Origin of the sequence: Rahnella perminowiae, assembly GCF_019049695.1 — a bacterium.
GTDB classification, from domain to species: Bacteria; Pseudomonadota; Gammaproteobacteria; order Enterobacterales; family Enterobacteriaceae; genus Rahnella; species Rahnella perminowiae.
The window spans coordinates 37835-56480 of record NZ_JAFMOT010000160.1; the positions used below are offsets into that span (position 1 = coordinate 37835).

The following is an 18646-nucleotide window of genomic DNA, read 5'->3' on the forward strand; positions in this document are numbered from 1 at the left end:
GATAAGGAAGCAGCATGAAAGAGACATCCGCAGCGACCAGCTGGGCCGCCTATATCTGCCAGATGGAATCCGTTCTGGCGCTGGAACTCGACGACGCACGTCGTCAGGAATTGCTGGTGCAGTTCAGCCGCATCGCCCAAATGGCGCAACCCCTGATGGATTTACCGCTCGATGCCCGACTGGAGATTGCCGGGGTATATCGCGCATGAAATCGCTTGATCACTTTACGATAAGCCAGTTACATCGGGCACTTGCGCAGGGGGATATCTCCGCCAGGGAAATAGCCACTTTCGCGCTTGATGCCATTGAACAGGCGAATCCGGTCATCAATGCTTATACGCATATCACCCGTGAACGCATGCTGAGTGAAGCTGCAAAAGTTGATAAAATCCGGGCCAGCGGCGCAACATTGCCTCCGCTGGCGGGTATTCCTTATGCAGTGAAAAACCTGCTGGACGTGGCCGGGGAAGTGACGCTGGCAGGCGCAAGCCTTAACAGCAACAATGCCGCCGCACGTCAGGACGCCTGGACGGTTTCACGCCTGACCTCACAGGGTGCAATGCTTTCCGGCATGCTGAATATGGATGCTTACGCGTACGGCTTCACCACGGAAAACAGCCATTATGGCACCACCCGTAACCCGCGGGATCTGTCGCGTGTGGCCGGAGGCTCTTCCGGCGGTTCGGCCGCTGCCGTCGCTGCCGGGCTGGTACATTTCAGCCTCGGCAGCGATACCAACGGTTCGATCCGCGTGCCGTCCTCGTTAAGCGGTATTCTGGGCCTGAAGCCCACCTTCGGGCGGATTTCACGTCGCGGCAGCCAGCCGTTTGTTGCCAGCCTCGATCACATCGGGCCGATGGCCCGTTGCAGCGAAGATTTGTCGCAGGTTTATGATGCCATTCAGGGCACGGATCCGCAGGATCACTTCCAGGCCGATAAGCCTGTGACCGGGACATTTTCACTGCTTAAACGCGGGCAGGAAGGTTTGCGCAGTGCCGTTTTGGGCGGATATTTTTCCACCTGGTGCGATGATCACGCCAAAGTAGCCGTATGTCAGGTCGCGCAGGCACTGGGAGCGCAGGAAGAAATTGAAATGCCACAGGCCGAACTGGCGCGTTCCGCTGCGTTTATTATCAGTGCGTCGGAGGGCGGCAATCAGTATTTGCCAAAACTGCGCAGCATACCGGAACAGTTTGAGCCGCTGTCGCGCGAGCGCTTACTGGCGGGGGCGATGATCCCGGCGGCATGGTATGTTCAGGCACAGCGTTTCCGTCAGCAGTTTCAGCAGCAAATCTTGTCCTTGTTCGATCATTGGGACATTCTGATCGCGCCTGCCACACCGTGTCCGGCGACCTTCATTGGTCAGGAAACCTTTCACATCAACGGTCAGGATCTGCCAACGCGTGCCAGTATGGGTATGCTGACGCAGCCGATTTCGTTCCTCGGCCTGCCGGTGGTAACGGTGCCGGTCACCACATCAACCGGTCTGCCGATAGGATTACAACTGATAGCGCCACCGTGGCGCGAAGACCTTTGCCTGCGCGCTGCCCGGGCGCTTGAGCAGCAGGGGATCGTGAAAGTCAGCAGTTCTCCGGTGATGCCCGCCTGACAGCCTGCATCCCCGTTTTCCAGGGTGAAGTGAAAAGAGTAAAGAGAGTCACTATGAAAACTGAACATATCGACCGCCCGGCAATCCTTGCCGAAATGAACGCGGCATTTTATCGCTATGAACAGGCGCTGATCACTAACGATACCGCCGTCCTCGACGAACTGTTCTGGCACGACCCGCGTACCGTGCGCTACGGCGCGGGAGAAAATCTTTACGGCATTGACGCCATCCGCGCATTCCGCATAGCACGATCGTCACAAGGGTTAGACCGGGAACTGGTCAATACCACCATCACCACTTTTGGCGACGACATGGCGGTCGCCAGTACGGAATTCCGCCGGGAAGGCAGCGACAAGATTGGCCGTCAGCAGCAAACGTGGGTGAAGATGCCAAGTGGATGGAAGATTGTGGCGGCCCATGTGAGTCTGATGGTTTGACCGAACCATTGGGCGGTTCAGCTTTGGAAAGCTGAGGAAACTTTTTTCCGGTTTCACCGAAGGGGAGTTTTGGTTACCACCGAGGGGAAATCTGAACGGTGATAATTTCGGTTTCTCAATAATAGCGATCACTTATCGCGCTGCGCCGAAACCGCCCAAAAGGGGAAAGTGCTTTTCCCCTTTTGGATTTCCCCTCGCTGTTACAACACGCGCTTCGCTCGCTGGCTATGTTCCAGTTACCACCGTGACAGGCTGGAAATCTTGCCGCTCTGCGGTTCCTTCTCTCGGTCTTCGAGCCATAGGTCTCGAAGCCGCTCCGTTCAGCAAGATTTCTGAATCGCCCGTGGGCTTTTTAAAAAAATATAGTGAGGTTGTGAAGTTGAAGCCTGAGGCCGGTTCCAAAATCGCGCCGGAGGAGAGGTGGAAAACCGCGCGTCTTTTTGCGCGGGTTGTAACCCGAACGGAGGGCACCGCGGAGCGGCGGGATTTTGCGGCTATCGCTATGGCTTATGAAACATAGCCAACGAGCAGAGCGCGCAGTGAAAGAGCCTGGGATTCTTAAGGGGTGCGGCGATAGGCGCCCCTTAAGGCCAGTTTGGGCGGCGAGCCCAAGGTTTTGATTTTGAATGTCGCGATTAAACACCGAAATGTTTCACCCAATGGTCGGCAATGTCCTGCCGTTTACACACCCATACCTTCTCATGTGACCCGATGTAATCGAGAAACCGCTGTAAAGCCCGAAACCGCCCCGGGCGGCCCAATATCCGGCAGTGCATCCCGACCGACATCATTTTCGGCGAGGTTTTGCCTTCTTCGTACAACACGTCAAACGTGTCTTTCAGATAAGTGTAAAACTGCTCACCCGTGTTGAACCCCTGCGGGGAGGCAAAACGCATGTCGTTGGTCTCCAGCGTGTAGGGGATCACCAGATGCTGTTTCGTTTCACCATTTTCCAGTTTGACCGGCGTCCAGAACGGCAGATCATCGCCGTAATAATCGCTGTCATACTGGAACCCACCCGACTCTACCACCAGCTGGCGCGTATTCGGGCTGTCGCGTCCGGTATACCAGCCGGACGGTGCTTTACCGAACAAATCGCGCAGAACGGTAATCGCTTTTTGCATGTGCTCCGCCTCCCCGGCTTTGCTCATGTCCTGATAATGGATCCAGCGCCAGCCATGGCTGACGACGTCGTAATCCGCCGCCTTGATCGCGCTGACGATTTCCGGATTGCGGGCCAGTGCCATCGCCACGCCGAAAACGGTCAGCGGTAAGCCGCGTTTCTGAAACTCATTGTGGATGCGCCAGAAACCGGCACGCGAGCCGTATTCGTACAGCGAATCCATCGACATGTGGCGGTCAGGGAAACTGGCGGCACCGATGATGTCCGATAAAAATTGTTCGGAACCTGCATCACCATGCAAAACGTTGTTCTCGGCACCCTCTTCATAATTGAGAACAAACTGCACCGCAATGCGGGCGTTGCCCGGCCAGTTGGCATGCGGCGGGCGTCCGGCGTAACCGATTAAATCGCGCGGATAGGCATCCGTAAAACCGTACTCAAAATCAGACATAATTATCTCTCAGATTCAGCCCGGCAAAGCGGCCAGACAAGGGTTTTTCAAGGGGATAATCCAGATCACCATGTTTACCGGTCGTCAGACGCAGAGCAGCCAGTGACTCGACCATTTTGACCGCCGCGCTGACGCCGTCGATTACCGGCATATTCAGCTCGAGTGTCAGTTCCTGCGCCAGATCAGCCATTCCGCCACAGCCGAGGACAATCGCTCCGCTGCCGTCAGATTTTTTCGCCGCGATACACTGCCTGCGGACTTTTTCCTGCGCCAGCCCGCTGCCGTCTTCCAGCGATAGCACCGGCAGATCGATAGCGTGTAAAGCCGCGCAATGGCGTTCGAATCCATACTGATGCAACAAATGCCGGGCGATTGTCAGCGTACGCGGCAAAGTGGTCACGATAGAAAATCGCGTCGCCAGCATCGTTGCCAGATGCATCGCCGCTTCGGCAATACCGATCACCGGTGCACGCGCCAGCTCGCGGGCGGCCAGTAATCCCGGGTCACCGAAACAGGCAATAATATGCCCGTCGACACCGGCATCGCGCCCCGCTTTTATCTGCTGTAATACGCCCAGCGCGGCAATCGCTTCATCGAAATGCCCTTCAATTGACGGTGCACCTTCTTCAGGGCAAACGGCCAGAATGTTTGTTTCCGGCGCCGCAACCGAACGGGCTGTTTGTGCCATGATCCCGGTCATCGCCTGGCTGGTATTCGGGTTGATCAGTTGTATACAAAGTGATTTGACCATCAGCCTGATTCCTTGCCGGTAACGGGTTTGTGCGTGGCAAAAATCTGCGCAAAATCGGGTATCTGCCCGCTGTGCTGCTCAAAGTGCAGGCTGGCCACGATGCTGTCGAAATGGTGTGCCATGCTTGCGGTCAGCCCGGCAACATCGCGTTTTTTCAGCAGTTCAATAAGGTCATCATGGTCATGACAACGGCAACCCTGCTGCCACGGTGCACCCCAGGCGGCAATCGCCAGCGAGGAACGCAGGGTCAGTTGCGAGACAGACTCAGTAAGTACTTTATTACCGGAAATGGCCTGAAGCTGAACGTGGAACGCGGCGGAAAGGCGGATCGCAGCGGCACCATTACGTTCATCGTGAGCACGCTTTTCTTCCTGCACCAGTTTTTTCAGCGCCACCAGATGTGGCGACTGGCAATGAGCGATGACCAGCGGCAGGTTGGCGCACTCCAGGATTTTACGGGTCGCGAACACATCGCGCGATTCTTCCGCATCCGGGGTGGTGACATGCGCACCACGCTTGGGCAATAACGTCACCAGTTGCACTGCAGCAAGGCGCTGCAGGACACGGCGGATCCCCGTGCGGCTGACTGAAAACACCTCTGCCAGCGCTTCTTCCGGCAATTTGCTGCCCGGTAAAAGCTGGTGTTCCACGATAGATTTCACCAGCGCGTTATAAATATGGTCGTCCTTATCCTCGGTAAAATAGGCCGTATTCAGCCCGTTCCAACTGGTCATTGCCGTTACTCCGTATACCGTTCGAGAGATTAATCGTATACATGAAAGTGATTTTTTGTATACAAAAAATGAAATTTGGCCTGATTCATGCAGTGCTCCTGTGACTGCTTTTTAACTTTGGACAGCCGGCAGCCGGCTTCCGACTTTCACATGTTGTTTATGACAGGAGCACGATTTATGCCAAATCAGGAAATCACCTCCGCCACGGCGCCATCTGAACAGAGCGCCGGGATCATCAAACCTTATTACAGCCCGAAGCTGTGTAACGATGATTTAGCACCGACGCGTGACCAAAACTGGAGCTGGTACAACATATTTTCTTTCTGGATGTCCGATGTGCACAGTATGGGTGGCTATGTTGTAGCCGCGAGCTTCTTTACGCTCGGCCTGACCAGCTGGCAGGTTTTGCTGTGTTTGCTGTGCGGGATTTGTATCGTGCAGATTTGTGCCAATCTGGTGGCAAAACCAAGCCAGCAGGCCGGTGTACCTTACGCGGTGATTTGCCGTCAGGCATTTGGCGTGTTCGGGGCGAATATTCCGGCAGTGATCCGCGGGCTGATCGCTTTCGCCTGGTACGGCATTCAGACCTATCTGGCGGCTAACGCGTTAATGCTGGTATTGCTGAAGTTCTTCCCGTCGCTGACGCCAATGACCCTCCCGCACTGGCTGGGATTGTCGGCGCTGGGATGGGTATGTTTCGGCATCATGTGGGTATTGCAGGCGATGGTGTTCTGGCACGGAATGAGCGCAATTAAGCGTTTTATCGATGTGGCGGGCCCGGCGGTGTATGTCGTTATGCTGCTGCTGGCGGGTTGGATCCTGTATAAAACCGGCCTGAGCAATATCTCTTTCACGCTGTCGACTAAAACCCTGACCGCCGGCCAGCAAGGCTGGGAGATGCTGACCGCCACAGCGCTGGTGGTGTCTTACTTCTCCGGTCCGTTGCTGAACTTCGGCGACTTCTCACGTTACGGCAAAAGCATGGGCGAAATCCGCCGCGGTAACCGCTGGGGCCTGCCGTTTAACTTCCTGCTGTTCTCGATTGTGACCGTCGTGATCGTTTCAGGGACACAATCCCTGTTCGGACAGATGATCACCGATCCTATCGAAACCGTCAGCCGCGTCGGCAACAGCGTTGCGGTGGCACTCGGCCTGCTGACAATGATCATCGCGACCATCGGTATCAATATCGTGGCGAACTTTGTTTCACCGGCATTCGACTTCTCTAACTGCTCACCGCAGAAAATCAGTTTCCGTACCGGCGGGATGATCGCTGCTGTCGGTTCTGTTCTGCTGACACCGTGGAACCTGTTCCAGTCACCGGAAATTATTCACTACACGCTGGACGTGCTGGGATCATTCATCGGCCCCTTGTTCGGGATTTTACTGGCCGATTATTACCTGATTAAGCGCGGGCATATGGATGTGGATGCGCTGTTTAATGCAACGCCTTCGGGTCGTTATTGGTATCGCAACGGATTCAACCCGAAAGCGATTGCCGCGCTGGTGCCCGCGGTGGCGATTGGTCTGTTTATCAGCTTTACGCCGAGCCTGCATCAGGTCGCGAACTTCAGCTGGTTTATCGGCGCGTTTCTGGCCGGGGGCTTATACCGCTATATTGCCCGCCATGATCGTGCGGCCAGCGGGGCGATGGGATATATGAAAACCGAAGTGGAATAAAGGGTTATATCAGGGAAGAAAAGAGCCAGGATGGCTGAAACGACGAAGCCCTGAGTGATTTCTCACTCAGGGCTTCTGAATAGTGGCGGAACGGACGGGGCTCGAACCCGCGACCCCCTGCGTGACAGGCAGGTATTCTAACCAACTGAACTACCGCTCCGCGCTGTGTTCTGGTTAAGAACGGAGCGGATATTAAGGAATGGCCGCCTTTACGTCAATGCTTTTCCTGATATTTTCAATCAACCGCACAGTTTTTCCGCAGTCTGGTGCGTTTCAATCCGAAAGACCGGATAAGCGGCTTACGAACGCCATAAACAGTTACCGCCTTTTTTAACCACTAAATCTAAACGTTCTTCATGCCACGCCAGTTCCTGCTCTGTGGCAGCGATAACTTTCAATCCGGAGGCTGGCCGCGCCACGCGCTGGATCCCTAATCCGTCCGCGCCGGTATTTTGCTCGCCTTCGTGGCTGAATTTAATGCTGGTCTGGCCGCCGGTCATCATCAGATAAACTTCGGCAAGAATTTCGGAGTCAAGCAACGCGCCGTGCAGCGTACGCTTGCTGTTGTCGATCAGGTAGCGATCACTCAGCGCATCGAGATTGTTACGCTTACCGGGGAACAGCTTACGCGCCATGGCCAGGCTGTCGGTAATTTTACAGAACGTTTCGGTTTTCGGCAGGTCACGGCCGAGCATGTCGAACTCGTAATCCATAAAGCCGATATCAAACGTTGCGTTATGAATGACCAATTCGCCGCCGCGAATGTATTCAATAAAATCGTCAGCGATGTCGGCAAACGTCGGTTTATCGGCGAGGAATTCATCACTGATGCCATGAACGCCAAAAGCCTCCGGATCCACCAGACGATCGGGTTTGAGATAAACATGGAAATTACGCCCTGTCAGGCGACGGTTAATCACTTCAACAGCACCGATTTCGATAATCCGGTGCCCTTCATAGTGGACGCCGAGTTTATTCATACCGGTAGTTTCGGTATCGAGGACGACGATCCTGTTAGAGGTGTTTTGTAAATCCATGGCTCATTATCCAACGCTGACAGTCAGTTGCAGAAACGATCTGCCCGGCACGAAAATAAAATCTCGTGCCAGGCACTTTAGCTTACGCAGGGATTTGCTGTGTAATGCAGTGGATGTTACCACCGCCCAGCAAAATTTCACGGGCAGGAACGCCGGTGATTTTGTACTCAGGGTACATTTCAGCCAGTAAATTCCCGGCCTGCTGATCCGTTGTCGCATCCAGCAGCGGGAAGATGATGTGGTTATTGCTGATCAGGTAATTGACGTAAGACGCCGCGAGCCGGTTGCCTTCCACACGCTCAATGGCCGTGCCCGGCAACACGCCGACAGTTTCTTCCGCAGTAGCATGCATGACAGGAGGTGAGGGCATTTTCCAGATTTTCAGGCTGCGACCTTGAGCATCTTTCGCCGCTTCCAGCACTTTCAACGCCGCCGCAGAACGCGCGTATTGCGGATCCTGCTCGTCGTCAGTCCAGTGCAGCGCCACTTCGCCCGGACGAACAAAGCAGCACATGTTGTCGATGTGCCCGTCAGTTTCGTCATTGAACACGCCGTCTTCCAGCCAGATAAATTGCTTCACGCCGAGGTATTTCTGCAACTGCGCTTCTATTTCAGCTTTCGAAAGATGAGGATTGCGGTTCGGATTGAGCAGGCATTCTGCGGTGGTCAACAAGGTGCCTTCGCCGTCAACATGAATGGACCCCCCTTCCAGCACCAGGTCTGTCGACACATAGGGAATGTGCTGATAGTTCGCCACCTGACGGGCAACCCGTTGATCGCGTTCCCAGCTCGAATACAGACCGCCGTTGAAGCCGCCCCAGGCATTGAATGTCCAGTCGATAGCCAGACGCTCGCCTTGCGGATTGACCACAATCGTCGGGCCGGTATCACGCATCCAGGCGTCGTCGCTTTCCATTTCCACCAGGGTAATCTGCGCCGGCATCACTTCGCGTGCGTTGGCCATTTCTGCTGCCGGAACCGCCATAAATACTGGCGTTTGAGTCGCAATCGCTGCCGCCACATTGGCGAAAGCCAGCTGTGCCGGACGCCCGTTAGAGCGCCAGTTATCGGTGCGGTAAGGCCAGATCATCCAGACAGCCTGTTGCGCGGCCCATTCAGCGGGCATCACAAAACCTTCAGCCTGAGGATTGATATCAATAGAAGACATCAGTTATTTCCTTGTTGAACCGTCGGATGTCGCGATGGCGCCATACATTTCAGGACGGCGGTCGCGGAACAGACCCCACGATGCGCGTTGTGCAGCGATAGCATCCAGATCAAAGGTATGAACCAGCACAGCTTCGTCGGTTTTGTTGGCTTGTTCAACCAGCGCACCGGTTTGATCTGCAATGAAGGAAGAGCCGTAGAAGGTCATTTCATAATCAGGAATAAATTTGCTTTTTTCCGTGCCGATACGGTTAGAGGCAATCACCGGCACCAGGTTAGCCGCAGCGTGGCCCTGCTGAACACGGGTCCAGTGTGGCTGGCTGTCGATTTCCGGATACGCCGGTTCAGAACCAATCGCCGTCGGATAGAAGATGATTTCCGCACCCTGCAATGCCAGGCAACGTGCGGTTTCCGGGAACCATTGATCCCAGCAGATGCCTACGCCGATTTTCGCATAGCGGGTGTTCCACACTTTGAAACCGGTATCGCCCGGAATGAAAAATTGTTTTTCCTGATAGGCCGGTCCGTTAGGAATATGCGTTTTGCGATAGACATCCAGCACACTGCCGTCAGCATCAATCATGACCAGCGAGTTGTAATAAGCATTATTGCACTTCTCAAAGAAGCTCAGAGGAAGCACCACTTCCAGTTCTTTTGCCAGTGCGGAGAAATGACGAATGAGCGGGCTGTCAGTCAGTTCTTGCGCCAGACTGTAATGCTCAGGGCTCTGATCAATACAGAAGTAAGGCGCAGCAAAAAGTTCCTGAATCAGAATAACTTGCGCACCCTGGTTATGGGCCTGGCGAACCAGCTTTTCGGCGTTAACAATATTCTTTTCCAGATCCCAGCTGCAGCTCATTTGTGTTGCAGAAACCGTTACATTTCTCATCAGACATCCTTAAAGCATTGAAAAATTGGCAGTGAAAAAACCATGAAAGGCTCGACTCGCTCAGAGTTTTGAACTGGCACTCTGCATTTTCCTATTATATTGCAAATGACAGCGCTCTCCAGCCAAAAGAGTGGTGAATGCCTGTATAACCTGCACCAAAGGCACCTCTTCGTCTCTCTTTCAGACAGTTATACCCCAAGATAGTGCTGTGCCCGGTACGCCGGTTTATGTCAAACTTGGCGTTTACTTTTGATGACAGAGCCTGCCAGAAATGACCAAACAGGTAGAGATTTTCACCGATGGCTCCTGCCTGGGTAACCCGGGCCCCGGCGGTTTTGGTGCGATTTTACGCTACAAGCAACACGAAAAAGAGTTCAGTGCGGGTTTCCGTCTGACCACTAATAACCGTATGGAAATGATGGCGGCGATTGTGGCGCTTGAAGCGCTGACGTCGCCGTGTGAAGTGACATTGAGCACCGACAGCCAGTATGTACGCCAGGGGATCACGTCGTGGATCCACAACTGGAAAAAACGTGGCTGGAAAACCGCGGATAAGAAACCGGTAAAAAACGTCGATTTATGGAAGCGTCTCGATGCCGCGATCCAGACACATGAACTAAAGTGGATGTGGGTGAAAGGTCACGCAGGACACCCTGAAAATGAACGCTGTGATGTACTGGCTAAAGAAGCAGCGGGAAATCCGACCCTGGATGATGTGGGCTATCAGGCGGAGAATTAAACGGCTGCGCGCTGGCTATTCTGCGATGAAAAAGGACGGTTGAAAACGGTGATAAAATGCACACCTACCGGGTATAAGCTGCGTTTTTTCGTCCGTTTTCGTCTTGTCTGACCTTAGCTTGTTCGTTAATTCCTGCCTCAGTCAGTCCCGGTGTTCTTTGCGGTAACTCTTCGTCGCGCCCACAGCCTGCGGGATTTTTTGCTTTTGCGCCGTGACTTTTTTCGCTGTCGGTGTCAGCGGGAAGGTCCGTTTGCGGGCAATAATCAGCGTCATGCAACCCAGTGCAGGAAGGTGCGTACTCAGTAATTTACCGCCATTCTTTTTCCACGGCAGAACATGAAAACGCCGGTGCACTATCACTTCATAATTAAGTAGCGAAAGCCAGTCAAGCAGACGCATTTGGGTAAACAGGCGACTGCTGTACGGCTGACGCTTACGAAAGAGCGGCATCAGTTTGCCTATCCCCAGCAGACTGAGCGGATTAAAGGTGCTGAGCACCATCCAGCCATCATCAATCAGTACGCGATCGACTTCACGCAGAATGCGGTGCGGGTCGTCCGCGTAGGCCAGCGTATGGCTGAGCAGGCAGGCATCCACGGATTTTGCCGCGAAAGGCAAATAGTAGGGATCCCCCCGCACATGCAGCCCCTCGCCTTCGGGCGCGAAGTTCACCTGATGCGAGATTGGACAAGCCTGCGTATCGATTCCGGCACTTAATGCGCCGATTTTCAACAGGTGGAAACCGTAGAGTTTCCCCCACCAGGGTTGCAGTTGTTGCTCAAGCGCGGCACGGTAGTAGTCACCGCACGGGATCTCATCCCAGCAAGCCGGAGCAACAATGGTCTTACGGGCGCGGGCTGGTCGCATAGTTTATTATCTTCTTTCAAGCAGTTGCCAAAGAGAGGTTGCCATGAATCTTATCAGTATTCCTGCGTTGCAGGACAATTACATTTGGATGCTCGATGACCAGCAAGGACATTGCGTGATTGTTGATCCCGGAGAAGCTGCCCCTGTTTTAACCGCACTGAAAAAGGCGAATTTAACCCCGACAGCTATCCTTCTGACACATCACCATCACGACCATGTGGGAGGCGTTGATGAGATTTCGAGCCATTTTCCGGGTCTGAAAGTGTACGGACCTCACGAAACTGAGAATAAATTTCGTCAGATTAGTCTTAAAAACGGTGATAAATGTGTTATTGGCGGTGTGGAATGGCAGATCTTTGCTACGCCAGGTCATACGCTTGGTCATATTTCATACTATAGCGCGCCTTATCTTTTTTGTGGAGACACGATGTTTTCCGCCGGATGTGGCCGTTTGTTCGAAGGGACGCCAGAGCAAATGTACCAGTCGTTTCAACGGCTAGCGGCGTTGCCCGATGAAACATTAATCTGCGCTGCGCACGAGTACACTCTCTCAAATCTTAAGTTTGCGCGTGCTATTTTACCTGAGGATGATGATATCCATTCTCATGAGCACAAAGTGCAACAAATGCGTGAAAAGGGACAATCTTCCCTGCCTTCAACCCTCGGTCTTGAGCGTAAAATTAATCTCTTTTTACGATGTGATGACGTTGATTTACAAAACAAATTAAACCTTAACGATCCCTTAAAACCTGACTGGCAGGTTTTTGCCCGATTAAGGGCACTCAAAGATAGCTTTTAGCCCCAAAGGTTGTGTTTTTTTCCGAAGCAAAGTATTATCGCTCGTCTTTTAAGCAACTATGACACACACATGAAGGCAAACGCGATCTTAATAATCGCCTCCATGTTGCTCACAGGTTGCCAGGCGTCCAGGCAGGGCGTGAAGGTACCGGAACAACATGCACAGAGTTTGTCTTCAGCAAGTCAAAGTGAAGCAGGACAGTACACAGATGATGGCCGTGCGGCCTCTGGGGGATGGCTGGATGGAAACGACGCCGTCTCCCAACAAAATTTGTGGAACTTCATAGGCGACGAGCTGAAGATGAAGGTTCCGGATAATCCCCGGATCCGCGAACAAAGAGTTAAATATTTAAAAAATAAGAGCTATCTCCACGATGTAACATTACGGGCAGAGCCGTACATGTACTGGATCACCGAGCAGATTAAGAAACGTAATATGCCGATGGAACTGGTACTGCTACCCATAGTGGAGAGCGCTTTTGACCCCAAAGCAACCTCATCAGCTAACGCTGCAGGGTTGTGGCAGATTGTGCCGCAAACGGGTCGAAACTATGGTTTGAAACAAAACCAGTGGTATGACGGACGCCGCGATGTTGTGGCTTCGACGACTGCTGCGCTTGATATGATGCAACGTCTGAACAAGATGTTTGGTGGCGACTGGTTATTGACCGTTGCTGCGTACAACAGCGGTGAAGGCCGTGTCATGCAAGCGGTGAAAGCGAACAAAGCCAAGGGACGTTCAACGGATTTCTGGGCGCTGGCGCTGCCACGTGAAACATCGATTTATGTGCCGAAAATGTTAGCCCTTAGCGATATTCTCAAGCACAGCAAGAAATACGGTATCAGCTTGCCGAAACCGAGTGAAGACCGTGCACTGGCGCGTGTTGAAGTCGGACAACAGATGCAACTGACCCAGGCGGCCGAGATGGCGGGCATGTCCCTGACCAAGCTCAAGTCGTTTAACACCGGCTATAAGAAAAATGTGACCGCGCCGAATGGCCCGCATTACATTGTTCTGCCGAAGGCGCATGCCGACCAGTTAAAAGACTCACTGGCTGATGGCGATATCGCCGCAGTCCAGGAAACCAAACTGGCCAGCAACACTCCGTCAGGTGCAAAACAGTATAAGGTTCGCTCCGGCGACAGCTTATCTGGCATTGCAGCCCGGCTGAATGTGAAGACCCGTGATTTACAGCGTTGGAACAATTTGCGCTCAGCAGGCGCGTTAAAAGTTGGGCAAACACTGCAAGTGGCGGATAACAGCGTCAGCGATACCAGTGTCAATGGCGGCAGTATCACTTATCAGGTACGTAAAGGTGATTCATTGTCGAGCATTGCCAGGCGTCACGGCGTCAACATCAAGGATGTGATGCGCTGGAATACGAATGCCGACAACCTGCAACCGGGCAACAAGTTAACGTTGTTCCTGAGCAACAAAATGAGCCCTGATACCTGATCGTGAAAGGTCGCGGCAATAAAAAAGCACCCTGAATATGCCGGGTGCTTTTTTTTTGTCTGCATTTTTTAACCAGCGAAATAAGCGTTACTGTACCAGAGGCTGCCCTGCCAGGAATTCAACCCGCAGCGGATTATGGTCCGAGGCGCGCGTTTCCATCACAGACGCGCTGGTGACGCTGAGGTCACGGTAGAAGATAAAGTCCAGCGGCCTGCCGAACGCCCGCTTGCGGTAATCAGCAGGAAAACGAACCTCCTCCAGATGGATATTTCCCGCAAAGCCAAACAGGGCATTGATACGCTGTTTGCTCCACGCATTGAAATCCCCGGCCATGATCACCGGCCCTTTGTGGTTCGCAATCTGCTCGCCAATCGGATCCAGCTGTTTGCTGTAGACGTCGATTCCGATACTGAAATTCACCGCATGAATATTCACTACCATCAGTAAACGGCCATCGATAAGCGGATACACCGTCACTAAAGCCGATTTAGACAGCCTGAGAAGCGGCTCACGCTCACGCAGCGGACAACAGTAAACCGGATGCGCTGCAGAGAGTGTCATCACGCCAGAGGGGTGCTGAGGCAGCATAAATGCCGGTACCTGATCGGCGGCCAGATAATTGGAAGTCGCAAAACGAATCAGCTCAGGGGTGGTTTGGGCTTCCTGAAGCAAAACCAGTTGCGCATCTTTGCCGTAATCACGCAGAACTGACAACCAGTCAGCACGCTGTTGTTTAAAGATATTCCACACCATCACGCGCAAAATATTCGAATTGGGCAGCGCAGCACCCGGTGGCAAATCTGGCCCCAAATGAGCGAGGACTCCTGGAAAGATTTGCTCTGCGGGCTGACCTGCGACATACCTCATTGCATATGTTTTTTTCCGCACGCTAATCGCCTGTTTACCCGTTATATCGTTGCTTTATGAGAGAGATTCCCACGCGAAAGTTCAGTATACGCCCGCAGACGCTCAGACCAAATCTGTTTACATTGGTATACATCCTGGTCACATCTACAGGCTAGCATAACTCATAAAAACGGCTCGCCAGAGGCGAGCCGTGCAGACACAGAATGTAAGAAAAATCAGGCTGGCGAAGTCGTAGGTTTGCGGTCCAGGTGCCCGCTCAGGCGGGTAAACAGCAGTGCACCCGCCACGATGATTGCACCGATCCACGGCGTTTGCGCCAGGCCAAGGGTAGAAACCACCTGCCCGCCAATCACTGACCCCAGGGCGATACCGACGTTAAAGGCCGCAATATTCAGTCCGGAAGCCACATCGACGGCATTTGGCGTCACCTCTTCGGCCTTCTGCACCACGTAAACCTGCAATCCCGGTACGTTGCCGAAGGCGAAAACCCCCATCACCAGCAGCGTGATCAGCGCCGGAATACCGAAACCTGAAGTGAACTGGAAAATCAGCAACAGCACGGTGAGGGCGGCAAAAATAATCGTCAGCGCTTTAACGGCACCATGACGGTCAGCCAGTTTGCCGCCCCAGATATTGCCGATGGCCACTGACACACCATACGCCAGCAGGATCCAACTCACCATGCTGGCTGAGAACCCAGCCTGTTCCTGCATCATCGGTGCAAGGAATGTAAAGGTGGTGAATACACCGCCGTACCCCAGCGCGGTAATCGTGTAAATTAGCAACAGACGCGGATTCATCAACACTTTTACCTGATCAGCAATACGCGCCGCCGGTTTGTTTTTGATGTTATTCGGTACCAGGATCGCGCTGGCGATAATGGCGATAACCCCAATCAGCGACACCGCGAGGAAGGTTTCGCGCCAGCCAAAATGCTGGCCGATGAATGTCCCCAGTGGCACACCGGTCACCAGCGCAACAGTAAGACCGCCAAACATCAGCGCAATCGCAGAAGCGGCTTTTTCTTTTGCCACCAGACTGGTGGCAATGGTCGAGCCAATTGAGAAGAAAACGCCATGCGCCAGGCCGGTCAGCAGGCGGGCTATCACCAGCGTGCTGTAATTCGGTGACTGCCACGCCAGCAGGTTGCCCAGCGTAAACAGCACCATCAGGCCTATCAGTAACGCTTTACGCGGCACGCGGGCGGTCAGCGCGGTCAGAACCGGTGCGCCAGTCGCCACGCCGAGAGCATAAATGGACACCAGCAAACCGGCGGACGGGACAGAAACGCCCAGTTGCTGCGCGATAGTCGGCACCAGCCCGACGATAACAAACTCTGTTGTTCCTATAGCAAATGCACTGATGGTCAGTGCTAATAATGCAAGCGGCATAACCTTTACTCCACATGAATGTCGATTTGATGGCGGCTATTATCGGCTTGTGCTTAAATGACATAAATAACCAAAGTATCAATTTATTTATGCCGGAGTAACAACAATGCGAGCCAGTTCTGAAGAGCTGATTACGTTTGTGACCGTGGTAGAAAGTGGCAGTTTCAGCCGTGCCGCAGAACAACTGGGACAGGATAATTCCGTGGTCAGCCGGACGCTGAAACGGCTGGAGCAAAAACTGGGCATTACCCTGCTCAACCGCACCACACGTCAGATCAGCCTGACACATGAAGGCGAGCGCTATTTTGTCCGGGTACAAAAAATCCTGCATGAAATGGCGGCGGCTGAAGATGATTTACTGGAGAACCGCGACGATCCTCAGGGGCTGTTGCGCATCGATGCCGCAACACCGGTCATTTTACATGTCATTTCGCCGCTGGTGGCGGAATTTACCGAACGTTTCCCGAAGATGTCACTGGCACTGTTCTCGTCGGAGAGCAATATCAATCTGATCGATCATAAAGTGGATGTGGCGATCCGCGTTGGTGAGCTTGAAGATTCCAGCCTGCGGGCCCGCAAACTGATGCTGAGTTATCGCAGCGTGCTGGCTTCGCCGGCATATCTGAAAAAATGGGGAACACCGCAAAGCGCCGATGATTTGCTGGATCACCGTTGCCTGGGCTTTAACGAAGTGATGGCGCTGAATAAATGGCCGCTGCTGTGCGCCGATGGTCAGCAACTGACGGTCACCCCCTTTATCAGTTCAGGAAGCGGGGAAACGCTGCGCAGGCTGTGTTTGCAAGGTAATGGCATTGCCTGTCTGTCGGATTTTATGACCGATGAAGATGTGGCGCGAGGTGACCTGGTGAAACTGCTGGTGCCGGACATTATGCGCATCGCCATGCCGCTGCATGCGGTGTATTACAGCGATCAAACCGTCAGCACGCGGATCCGGTGCTTTATTGATTTTCTCAGTGAAAAGCTGGGAACCCGCGGGGTTTAAACATTGGCTCCCTCCCCGGTGAAGGAAAAGGAGCAAAGACATCAATCCCACGCAGGCGCCAGACCTTCAGGGCTGACCAGTCGGCCATTGCGTTCAAGCGCCGCAATTTGCTGCATATCGGCCTCTGTCAGCGTCAGTTGTTGTGCCAGCAGGTTGCTTTGCAGGTTTTCGCGTCGGGTCGACGAGGGGATCACCGCGTAACCCAGTTGCAATGCCCAGGCCAGAACGATCTGAGCAGGCGTTGCGTGATGTCGGGCGGCAATCTCGATAATCGACGTATCTTTTAACGCATCGCCATAAGCCAGCGTCATATAAGATGTCACGGCGATACCGTTCCGGCGGGCGAAATCTGCCACGGTCTGGTTTTGCAGAAACGGCGACAGTTCGATCTGGTTGGTCGCAATCTGATCCGCGCCCACCGCGTCGATCGCTTCCTGCATCAGCGCTACGGTAAAGTTGGAAATACCGATCTCACGTGTCAGCCCCCTCTTTTTCGCCTCAACCAGCGCGTGCATCGTTTCTGCTACGCTGACGGCCTGATTCGGGGACGGCCAGTGGATCAGGGTCAGGTCAACATAATCCGTTTTCAGTTTGCGCAGGCTTTCTTGCAGACTGTCGATGAGTTTGTCAGCAGCGAGATTTTCAATCCAGATTTTGGTGGTGATATAGAGCGCTTCACGCGCAACGCCACTTTCAGCCAGTGCCTCACCCACCGCAGCTTCGTTGTCATAAATCTGCGCGGTATCAATGGCGCGATAACCCAGTTCAACGGCGGTGGCAACAGACGCTTTTACCACTTCATCTTTCAGGCGGAATGTCCCCAAACCGAAGGCAGGAATACTCATCATGTTCTCTCTTTAAATTTTTCTGGAGGATAAATCGTGGAGAGAGTATGGACTGCGCATTCATGGATAAAAACGACCGTATCGCCAGAAGACTTTTGACCAGAGTGCAATAATCAGGAGGGGGAAAAGCGGGCCCAGGGCAGTGAAACCTGCCGGAGAAAACCGCCGGAAGCAGCATCAACCTTGTATTCCTCTACCTCAGAAACGCCCGCAGGCAACGCCAGCGCCCGCATCACGTTTCCATCCGCAGCGAACCATAAACGGCAGTCCGCTGAAGATTCAGCAGTAAAACGCTGATGGCCCGGTTCGAGGCGGATCCGGCCCATCTGCCACACACTTCCACCCTGCTGTTTGAGCCATGCCTCACGCAGACACCACAACTGCCAGAACGCCGTCTGCGGGTCGGCCTGTTCCACCAGCCACTGACATTCGATATCACTGAATGCTGCGCGTGCCACGTCAAGATAACGCCGGCGCGGGCGAATTTGCTCCACATCGCCGCCGCCTTCACCCGCCGGACACAGCAGCAGTTGCAGATGATGTTTACTGTGGCTGAGAGAAAAGTGTGGCAGGGAGGCGTCCGCAAAATACGGTTTTCCCTGCGCGGAAATCTGCATGGCGGGTAAGTTGTCACAACCACTGAAAACTGACAGCGCTTCGGCCAGAAGCGCCCGGCCCGCGCACCATTGCTGGCGGCGGGCAGGATTCATTCCTTCACTTTTCATTAGCCATTGCGCGGGCACACGTGACAATGAAAAGTTGTCATCCAGCGACGCCGTAATGAGCTGCGCCCGGTTCATCG

General features: G+C 53.7%; 19 protein-coding genes and 1 tRNA gene. 8 read left to right on the plus strand and 12 right to left on the minus strand.

Going from position 1 to position 18646, the window contains the following annotated elements:
* The first annotated feature begins 14 nt into the window (after nt 1-14).
* Genes hpxX through hpxZ form a run of 3 tightly spaced genes read left to right on the plus strand, consistent with a single transcriptional unit; the run spans nt 15 to nt 2046 of the window.
* A complete protein-coding gene (gene hpxX / locus J1781_RS05645) occupies nt 15-209 on the plus strand; it encodes an oxalurate catabolism protein HpxX (protein WP_129955037.1) in 195 nt (64 codons plus the stop codon).
* The gene (locus J1781_RS05650; RefSeq protein WP_217233310.1) at nt 206-1609 is read left to right on the plus strand and encodes an AtzE family amidohydrolase; all 1404 of its coding nucleotides are present in this window, start codon (nt 206-208) and stop codon (nt 1607-1609) included. The genes hpxX and J1781_RS05650 overlap by 4 nt, the downstream gene beginning before the upstream one ends.
* A 53-nt stretch (nt 1610-1662) precedes the next feature.
* Nucleotides 1663-2046, plus strand: coding sequence for an oxalurate catabolism protein HpxZ (gene hpxZ / locus J1781_RS05655; RefSeq protein WP_129955035.1), 384 nt, complete (start codon nt 1663-1665; stop codon nt 2044-2046).
* 635 nt (nt 2047-2681) lie between these two features.
* Here hpxZ and puuE read toward each other — a convergent pair.
* The 3 genes from puuE to J1781_RS05670 are packed head-to-tail and all read right to left on the minus strand — an operon-like array spanning nt 2682 to nt 5105.
* Nucleotides 2682-3620, minus strand: coding sequence for an allantoinase PuuE (gene puuE, locus J1781_RS05660; RefSeq protein ID WP_217220862.1), 939 nt, complete (start codon nt 3618-3620; stop codon nt 2682-2684).
* Nucleotides 3613-4371, minus strand: coding sequence for an aspartate/glutamate racemase family protein (locus J1781_RS05665; protein ID WP_217137908.1), 759 nt, complete (start codon nt 4369-4371; stop codon nt 3613-3615). The genes puuE and J1781_RS05665 overlap by 8 nt, the downstream gene beginning before the upstream one ends.
* The gene (locus tag J1781_RS05670) at nt 4371-5105 is read right to left on the minus strand and encodes a GntR family transcriptional regulator (protein WP_217137909.1); all 735 of its coding nucleotides are present in this window, start codon (nt 5103-5105) and stop codon (nt 4371-4373) included. The genes J1781_RS05665 and J1781_RS05670 overlap by 1 nt, the downstream gene beginning before the upstream one ends.
* A gap of 177 nt (nt 5106-5282) precedes the next feature.
* On the opposite strand from J1781_RS05670, the gene J1781_RS05675 reads away from it, so the two are divergent.
* Entirely contained in the window at nt 5283-6785 is a 1503-nt protein-coding gene (locus tag J1781_RS05675; protein WP_217220863.1) for an NCS1 family nucleobase:cation symporter-1, read from the plus strand.
* An 83-nt stretch (nt 6786-6868) separates the two neighbouring features.
* Here the strand turns inward: J1781_RS05675 and J1781_RS05680 are convergent.
* The 4 genes from J1781_RS05680 to aguB form a co-directional block, all read right to left on the minus strand.
* Nucleotides 6869-6945 (minus strand) — tRNA-Asp (locus J1781_RS05680).
* Nucleotides 6946-7084: 139 nt separating this feature from the next.
* Complete coding sequence (gene dnaQ / locus J1781_RS05685) at nt 7085-7822, minus strand: DNA polymerase III subunit epsilon (protein WP_129955030.1); 738 nt, start codon at nt 7820-7822, stop codon at nt 7085-7087.
* Nucleotides 7823-7904: 82 nt separating this feature from the next.
* Nucleotides 7905-8990: an agmatine deiminase gene (aguA, locus tag J1781_RS05690; RefSeq protein WP_129955029.1), complete on the minus strand. Its 1086-nt coding sequence runs from the start codon at nt 8988-8990 to the stop codon at nt 7905-7907.
* A 3-nt stretch (nt 8991-8993) separates the two neighbouring features.
* A complete protein-coding gene (gene aguB, locus J1781_RS05695; protein ID WP_129955028.1) occupies nt 8994-9878 on the minus strand; it encodes an N-carbamoylputrescine amidase in 885 nt (294 codons plus the stop codon).
* Between the two features lie 271 nt (nt 9879-10149).
* On the opposite strand from aguB, the gene rnhA reads away from it, so the two are divergent.
* Complete coding sequence (rnhA, locus tag J1781_RS05700) at nt 10150-10617, plus strand: ribonuclease HI (RefSeq protein ID WP_129955027.1); 468 nt, start codon at nt 10150-10152, stop codon at nt 10615-10617.
* A 141-nt stretch (nt 10618-10758) separates the two neighbouring features.
* On the opposite strand, the gene J1781_RS05705 is transcribed toward rnhA, so the two are convergent.
* Entirely contained in the window at nt 10759-11484 is a 726-nt protein-coding gene (locus J1781_RS05705) for a class I SAM-dependent methyltransferase (protein WP_217233311.1), read from the minus strand.
* A gap of 43 nt (nt 11485-11527) precedes the next feature.
* Between J1781_RS05705 and gloB the strand changes: the two genes are divergently transcribed.
* Entirely contained in the window at nt 11528-12283 is a 756-nt protein-coding gene (gene gloB, locus J1781_RS05710) for a hydroxyacylglutathione hydrolase (protein WP_129955025.1), read from the plus strand.
* A 69-nt stretch (nt 12284-12352) separates the two neighbouring features.
* On the plus strand, nt 12353-13738 hold the full coding sequence (gene mltD, locus J1781_RS05715) for a murein transglycosylase D (RefSeq protein WP_129955024.1): 1386 nt from the start codon (nt 12353-12355) through the stop codon (nt 13736-13738).
* A gap of 87 nt (nt 13739-13825) precedes the next feature.
* Here mltD and J1781_RS05720 read toward each other — a convergent pair whose 3' ends face one another.
* The gene (locus J1781_RS05720) at nt 13826-14626 is read right to left on the minus strand and encodes an endonuclease/exonuclease/phosphatase family protein (RefSeq protein WP_129955023.1); all 801 of its coding nucleotides are present in this window, start codon (nt 14624-14626) and stop codon (nt 13826-13828) included.
* Nucleotides 14627-14820: 194 nt separating this feature from the next.
* Nucleotides 14821-15996 (minus strand): MFS transporter, encoded by a 1176-nt coding sequence (locus J1781_RS05725; protein ID WP_217137911.1) that lies wholly within the window; start codon nt 15994-15996, stop codon nt 14821-14823.
* A 106-nt stretch (nt 15997-16102) separates the two neighbouring features.
* On the opposite strand from J1781_RS05725, the gene yafC reads away from it, so the two are divergent.
* Complete coding sequence (gene yafC / locus J1781_RS05730; RefSeq protein WP_129992256.1) at nt 16103-16999, plus strand: DNA-binding transcriptional regulator YafC; 897 nt, start codon at nt 16103-16105, stop codon at nt 16997-16999.
* Between the two features lie 41 nt (nt 17000-17040).
* On the opposite strand, the gene dkgB is transcribed toward yafC, so the two are convergent.
* Nucleotides 17041-17844 carry a 2,5-didehydrogluconate reductase DkgB gene (gene dkgB / locus J1781_RS05735; RefSeq protein WP_217233318.1) on the minus strand — a complete coding sequence of 268 codons (804 nt, stop codon included), beginning with the start codon at nt 17842-17844 and terminating at the stop codon, nt 17041-17043.
* Nucleotides 17845-17957: 113 nt separating this feature from the next.
* A complete protein-coding gene (locus tag J1781_RS05740) occupies nt 17958-18644 on the minus strand; it encodes a 4'-phosphopantetheinyl transferase superfamily protein (RefSeq protein ID WP_217220524.1) in 687 nt (228 codons plus the stop codon).
* Nucleotides 18645-18646 lie beyond the last annotated feature (2 nt).

Excerpts from the sequence above, each read along its gene's own strand:
- hpxX (WP_129955037.1), top strand. The coding sequence starts at position 15 with ATGAAAGAGACATCCGCAGCGACCAGCTGGGCCGCCTATATCTGCCAG.
- J1781_RS05650 (WP_217233310.1), top strand. The coding sequence starts at position 206 with ATGAAATCGCTTGATCACTTTACGATAAGCCAGTTACATCGGGCACTT.
- hpxZ (WP_129955035.1), top strand. The coding sequence starts at position 1,663 with ATGAAAACTGAACATATCGACCGCCCGGCAATCCTTGCCGAAATGAAC.
- puuE (WP_217220862.1), bottom strand. The coding sequence starts at position 3,620 with ATGTCTGATTTTGAGTACGGTTTTACGGATGCCTATCCGCGCGATTTA.
- J1781_RS05665 (WP_217137908.1), bottom strand. The coding sequence starts at position 4,371 with ATGGTCAAATCACTTTGTATACAACTGATCAACCCGAATACCAGCCAG.
- J1781_RS05670 (WP_217137909.1), bottom strand. The coding sequence starts at position 5,105 with ATGACCAGTTGGAACGGGCTGAATACGGCCTATTTTACCGAGGATAAG.
- J1781_RS05675 (WP_217220863.1), top strand. The coding sequence starts at position 5,283 with ATGCCAAATCAGGAAATCACCTCCGCCACGGCGCCATCTGAACAGAGC.
- dnaQ (WP_129955030.1), bottom strand. The coding sequence starts at position 7,822 with ATGGATTTACAAAACACCTCTAACAGGATCGTCGTCCTCGATACCGAA.
- aguA (WP_129955029.1), bottom strand. The coding sequence starts at position 8,990 with ATGTCTTCTATTGATATCAATCCTCAGGCTGAAGGTTTTGTGATGCCC.
- aguB (WP_129955028.1), bottom strand. The coding sequence starts at position 9,878 with ATGAGAAATGTAACGGTTTCTGCAACACAAATGAGCTGCAGCTGGGAT.
- rnhA (WP_129955027.1), top strand. The coding sequence starts at position 10,150 with ATGACCAAACAGGTAGAGATTTTCACCGATGGCTCCTGCCTGGGTAAC.
- J1781_RS05705 (WP_217233311.1), bottom strand. The coding sequence starts at position 11,484 with ATGCGACCAGCCCGCGCCCGTAAGACCATTGTTGCTCCGGCTTGCTGG.
- gloB (WP_129955025.1), top strand. The coding sequence starts at position 11,528 with ATGAATCTTATCAGTATTCCTGCGTTGCAGGACAATTACATTTGGATG.
- mltD (WP_129955024.1), top strand. The coding sequence starts at position 12,353 with ATGAAGGCAAACGCGATCTTAATAATCGCCTCCATGTTGCTCACAGGT.
- J1781_RS05725 (WP_217137911.1), bottom strand. The coding sequence starts at position 15,996 with ATGCCGCTTGCATTATTAGCACTGACCATCAGTGCATTTGCTATAGGA.
- yafC (WP_129992256.1), top strand. The coding sequence starts at position 16,103 with ATGCGAGCCAGTTCTGAAGAGCTGATTACGTTTGTGACCGTGGTAGAA.
- dkgB (WP_217233318.1), bottom strand. The coding sequence starts at position 17,844 with ATGAGTATTCCTGCCTTCGGTTTGGGGACATTCCGCCTGAAAGATGAA.
- J1781_RS05740 (WP_217220524.1), bottom strand. The coding sequence starts at position 18,644 with ATGAACCGGGCGCAGCTCATTACGGCGTCGCTGGATGACAACTTTTCA.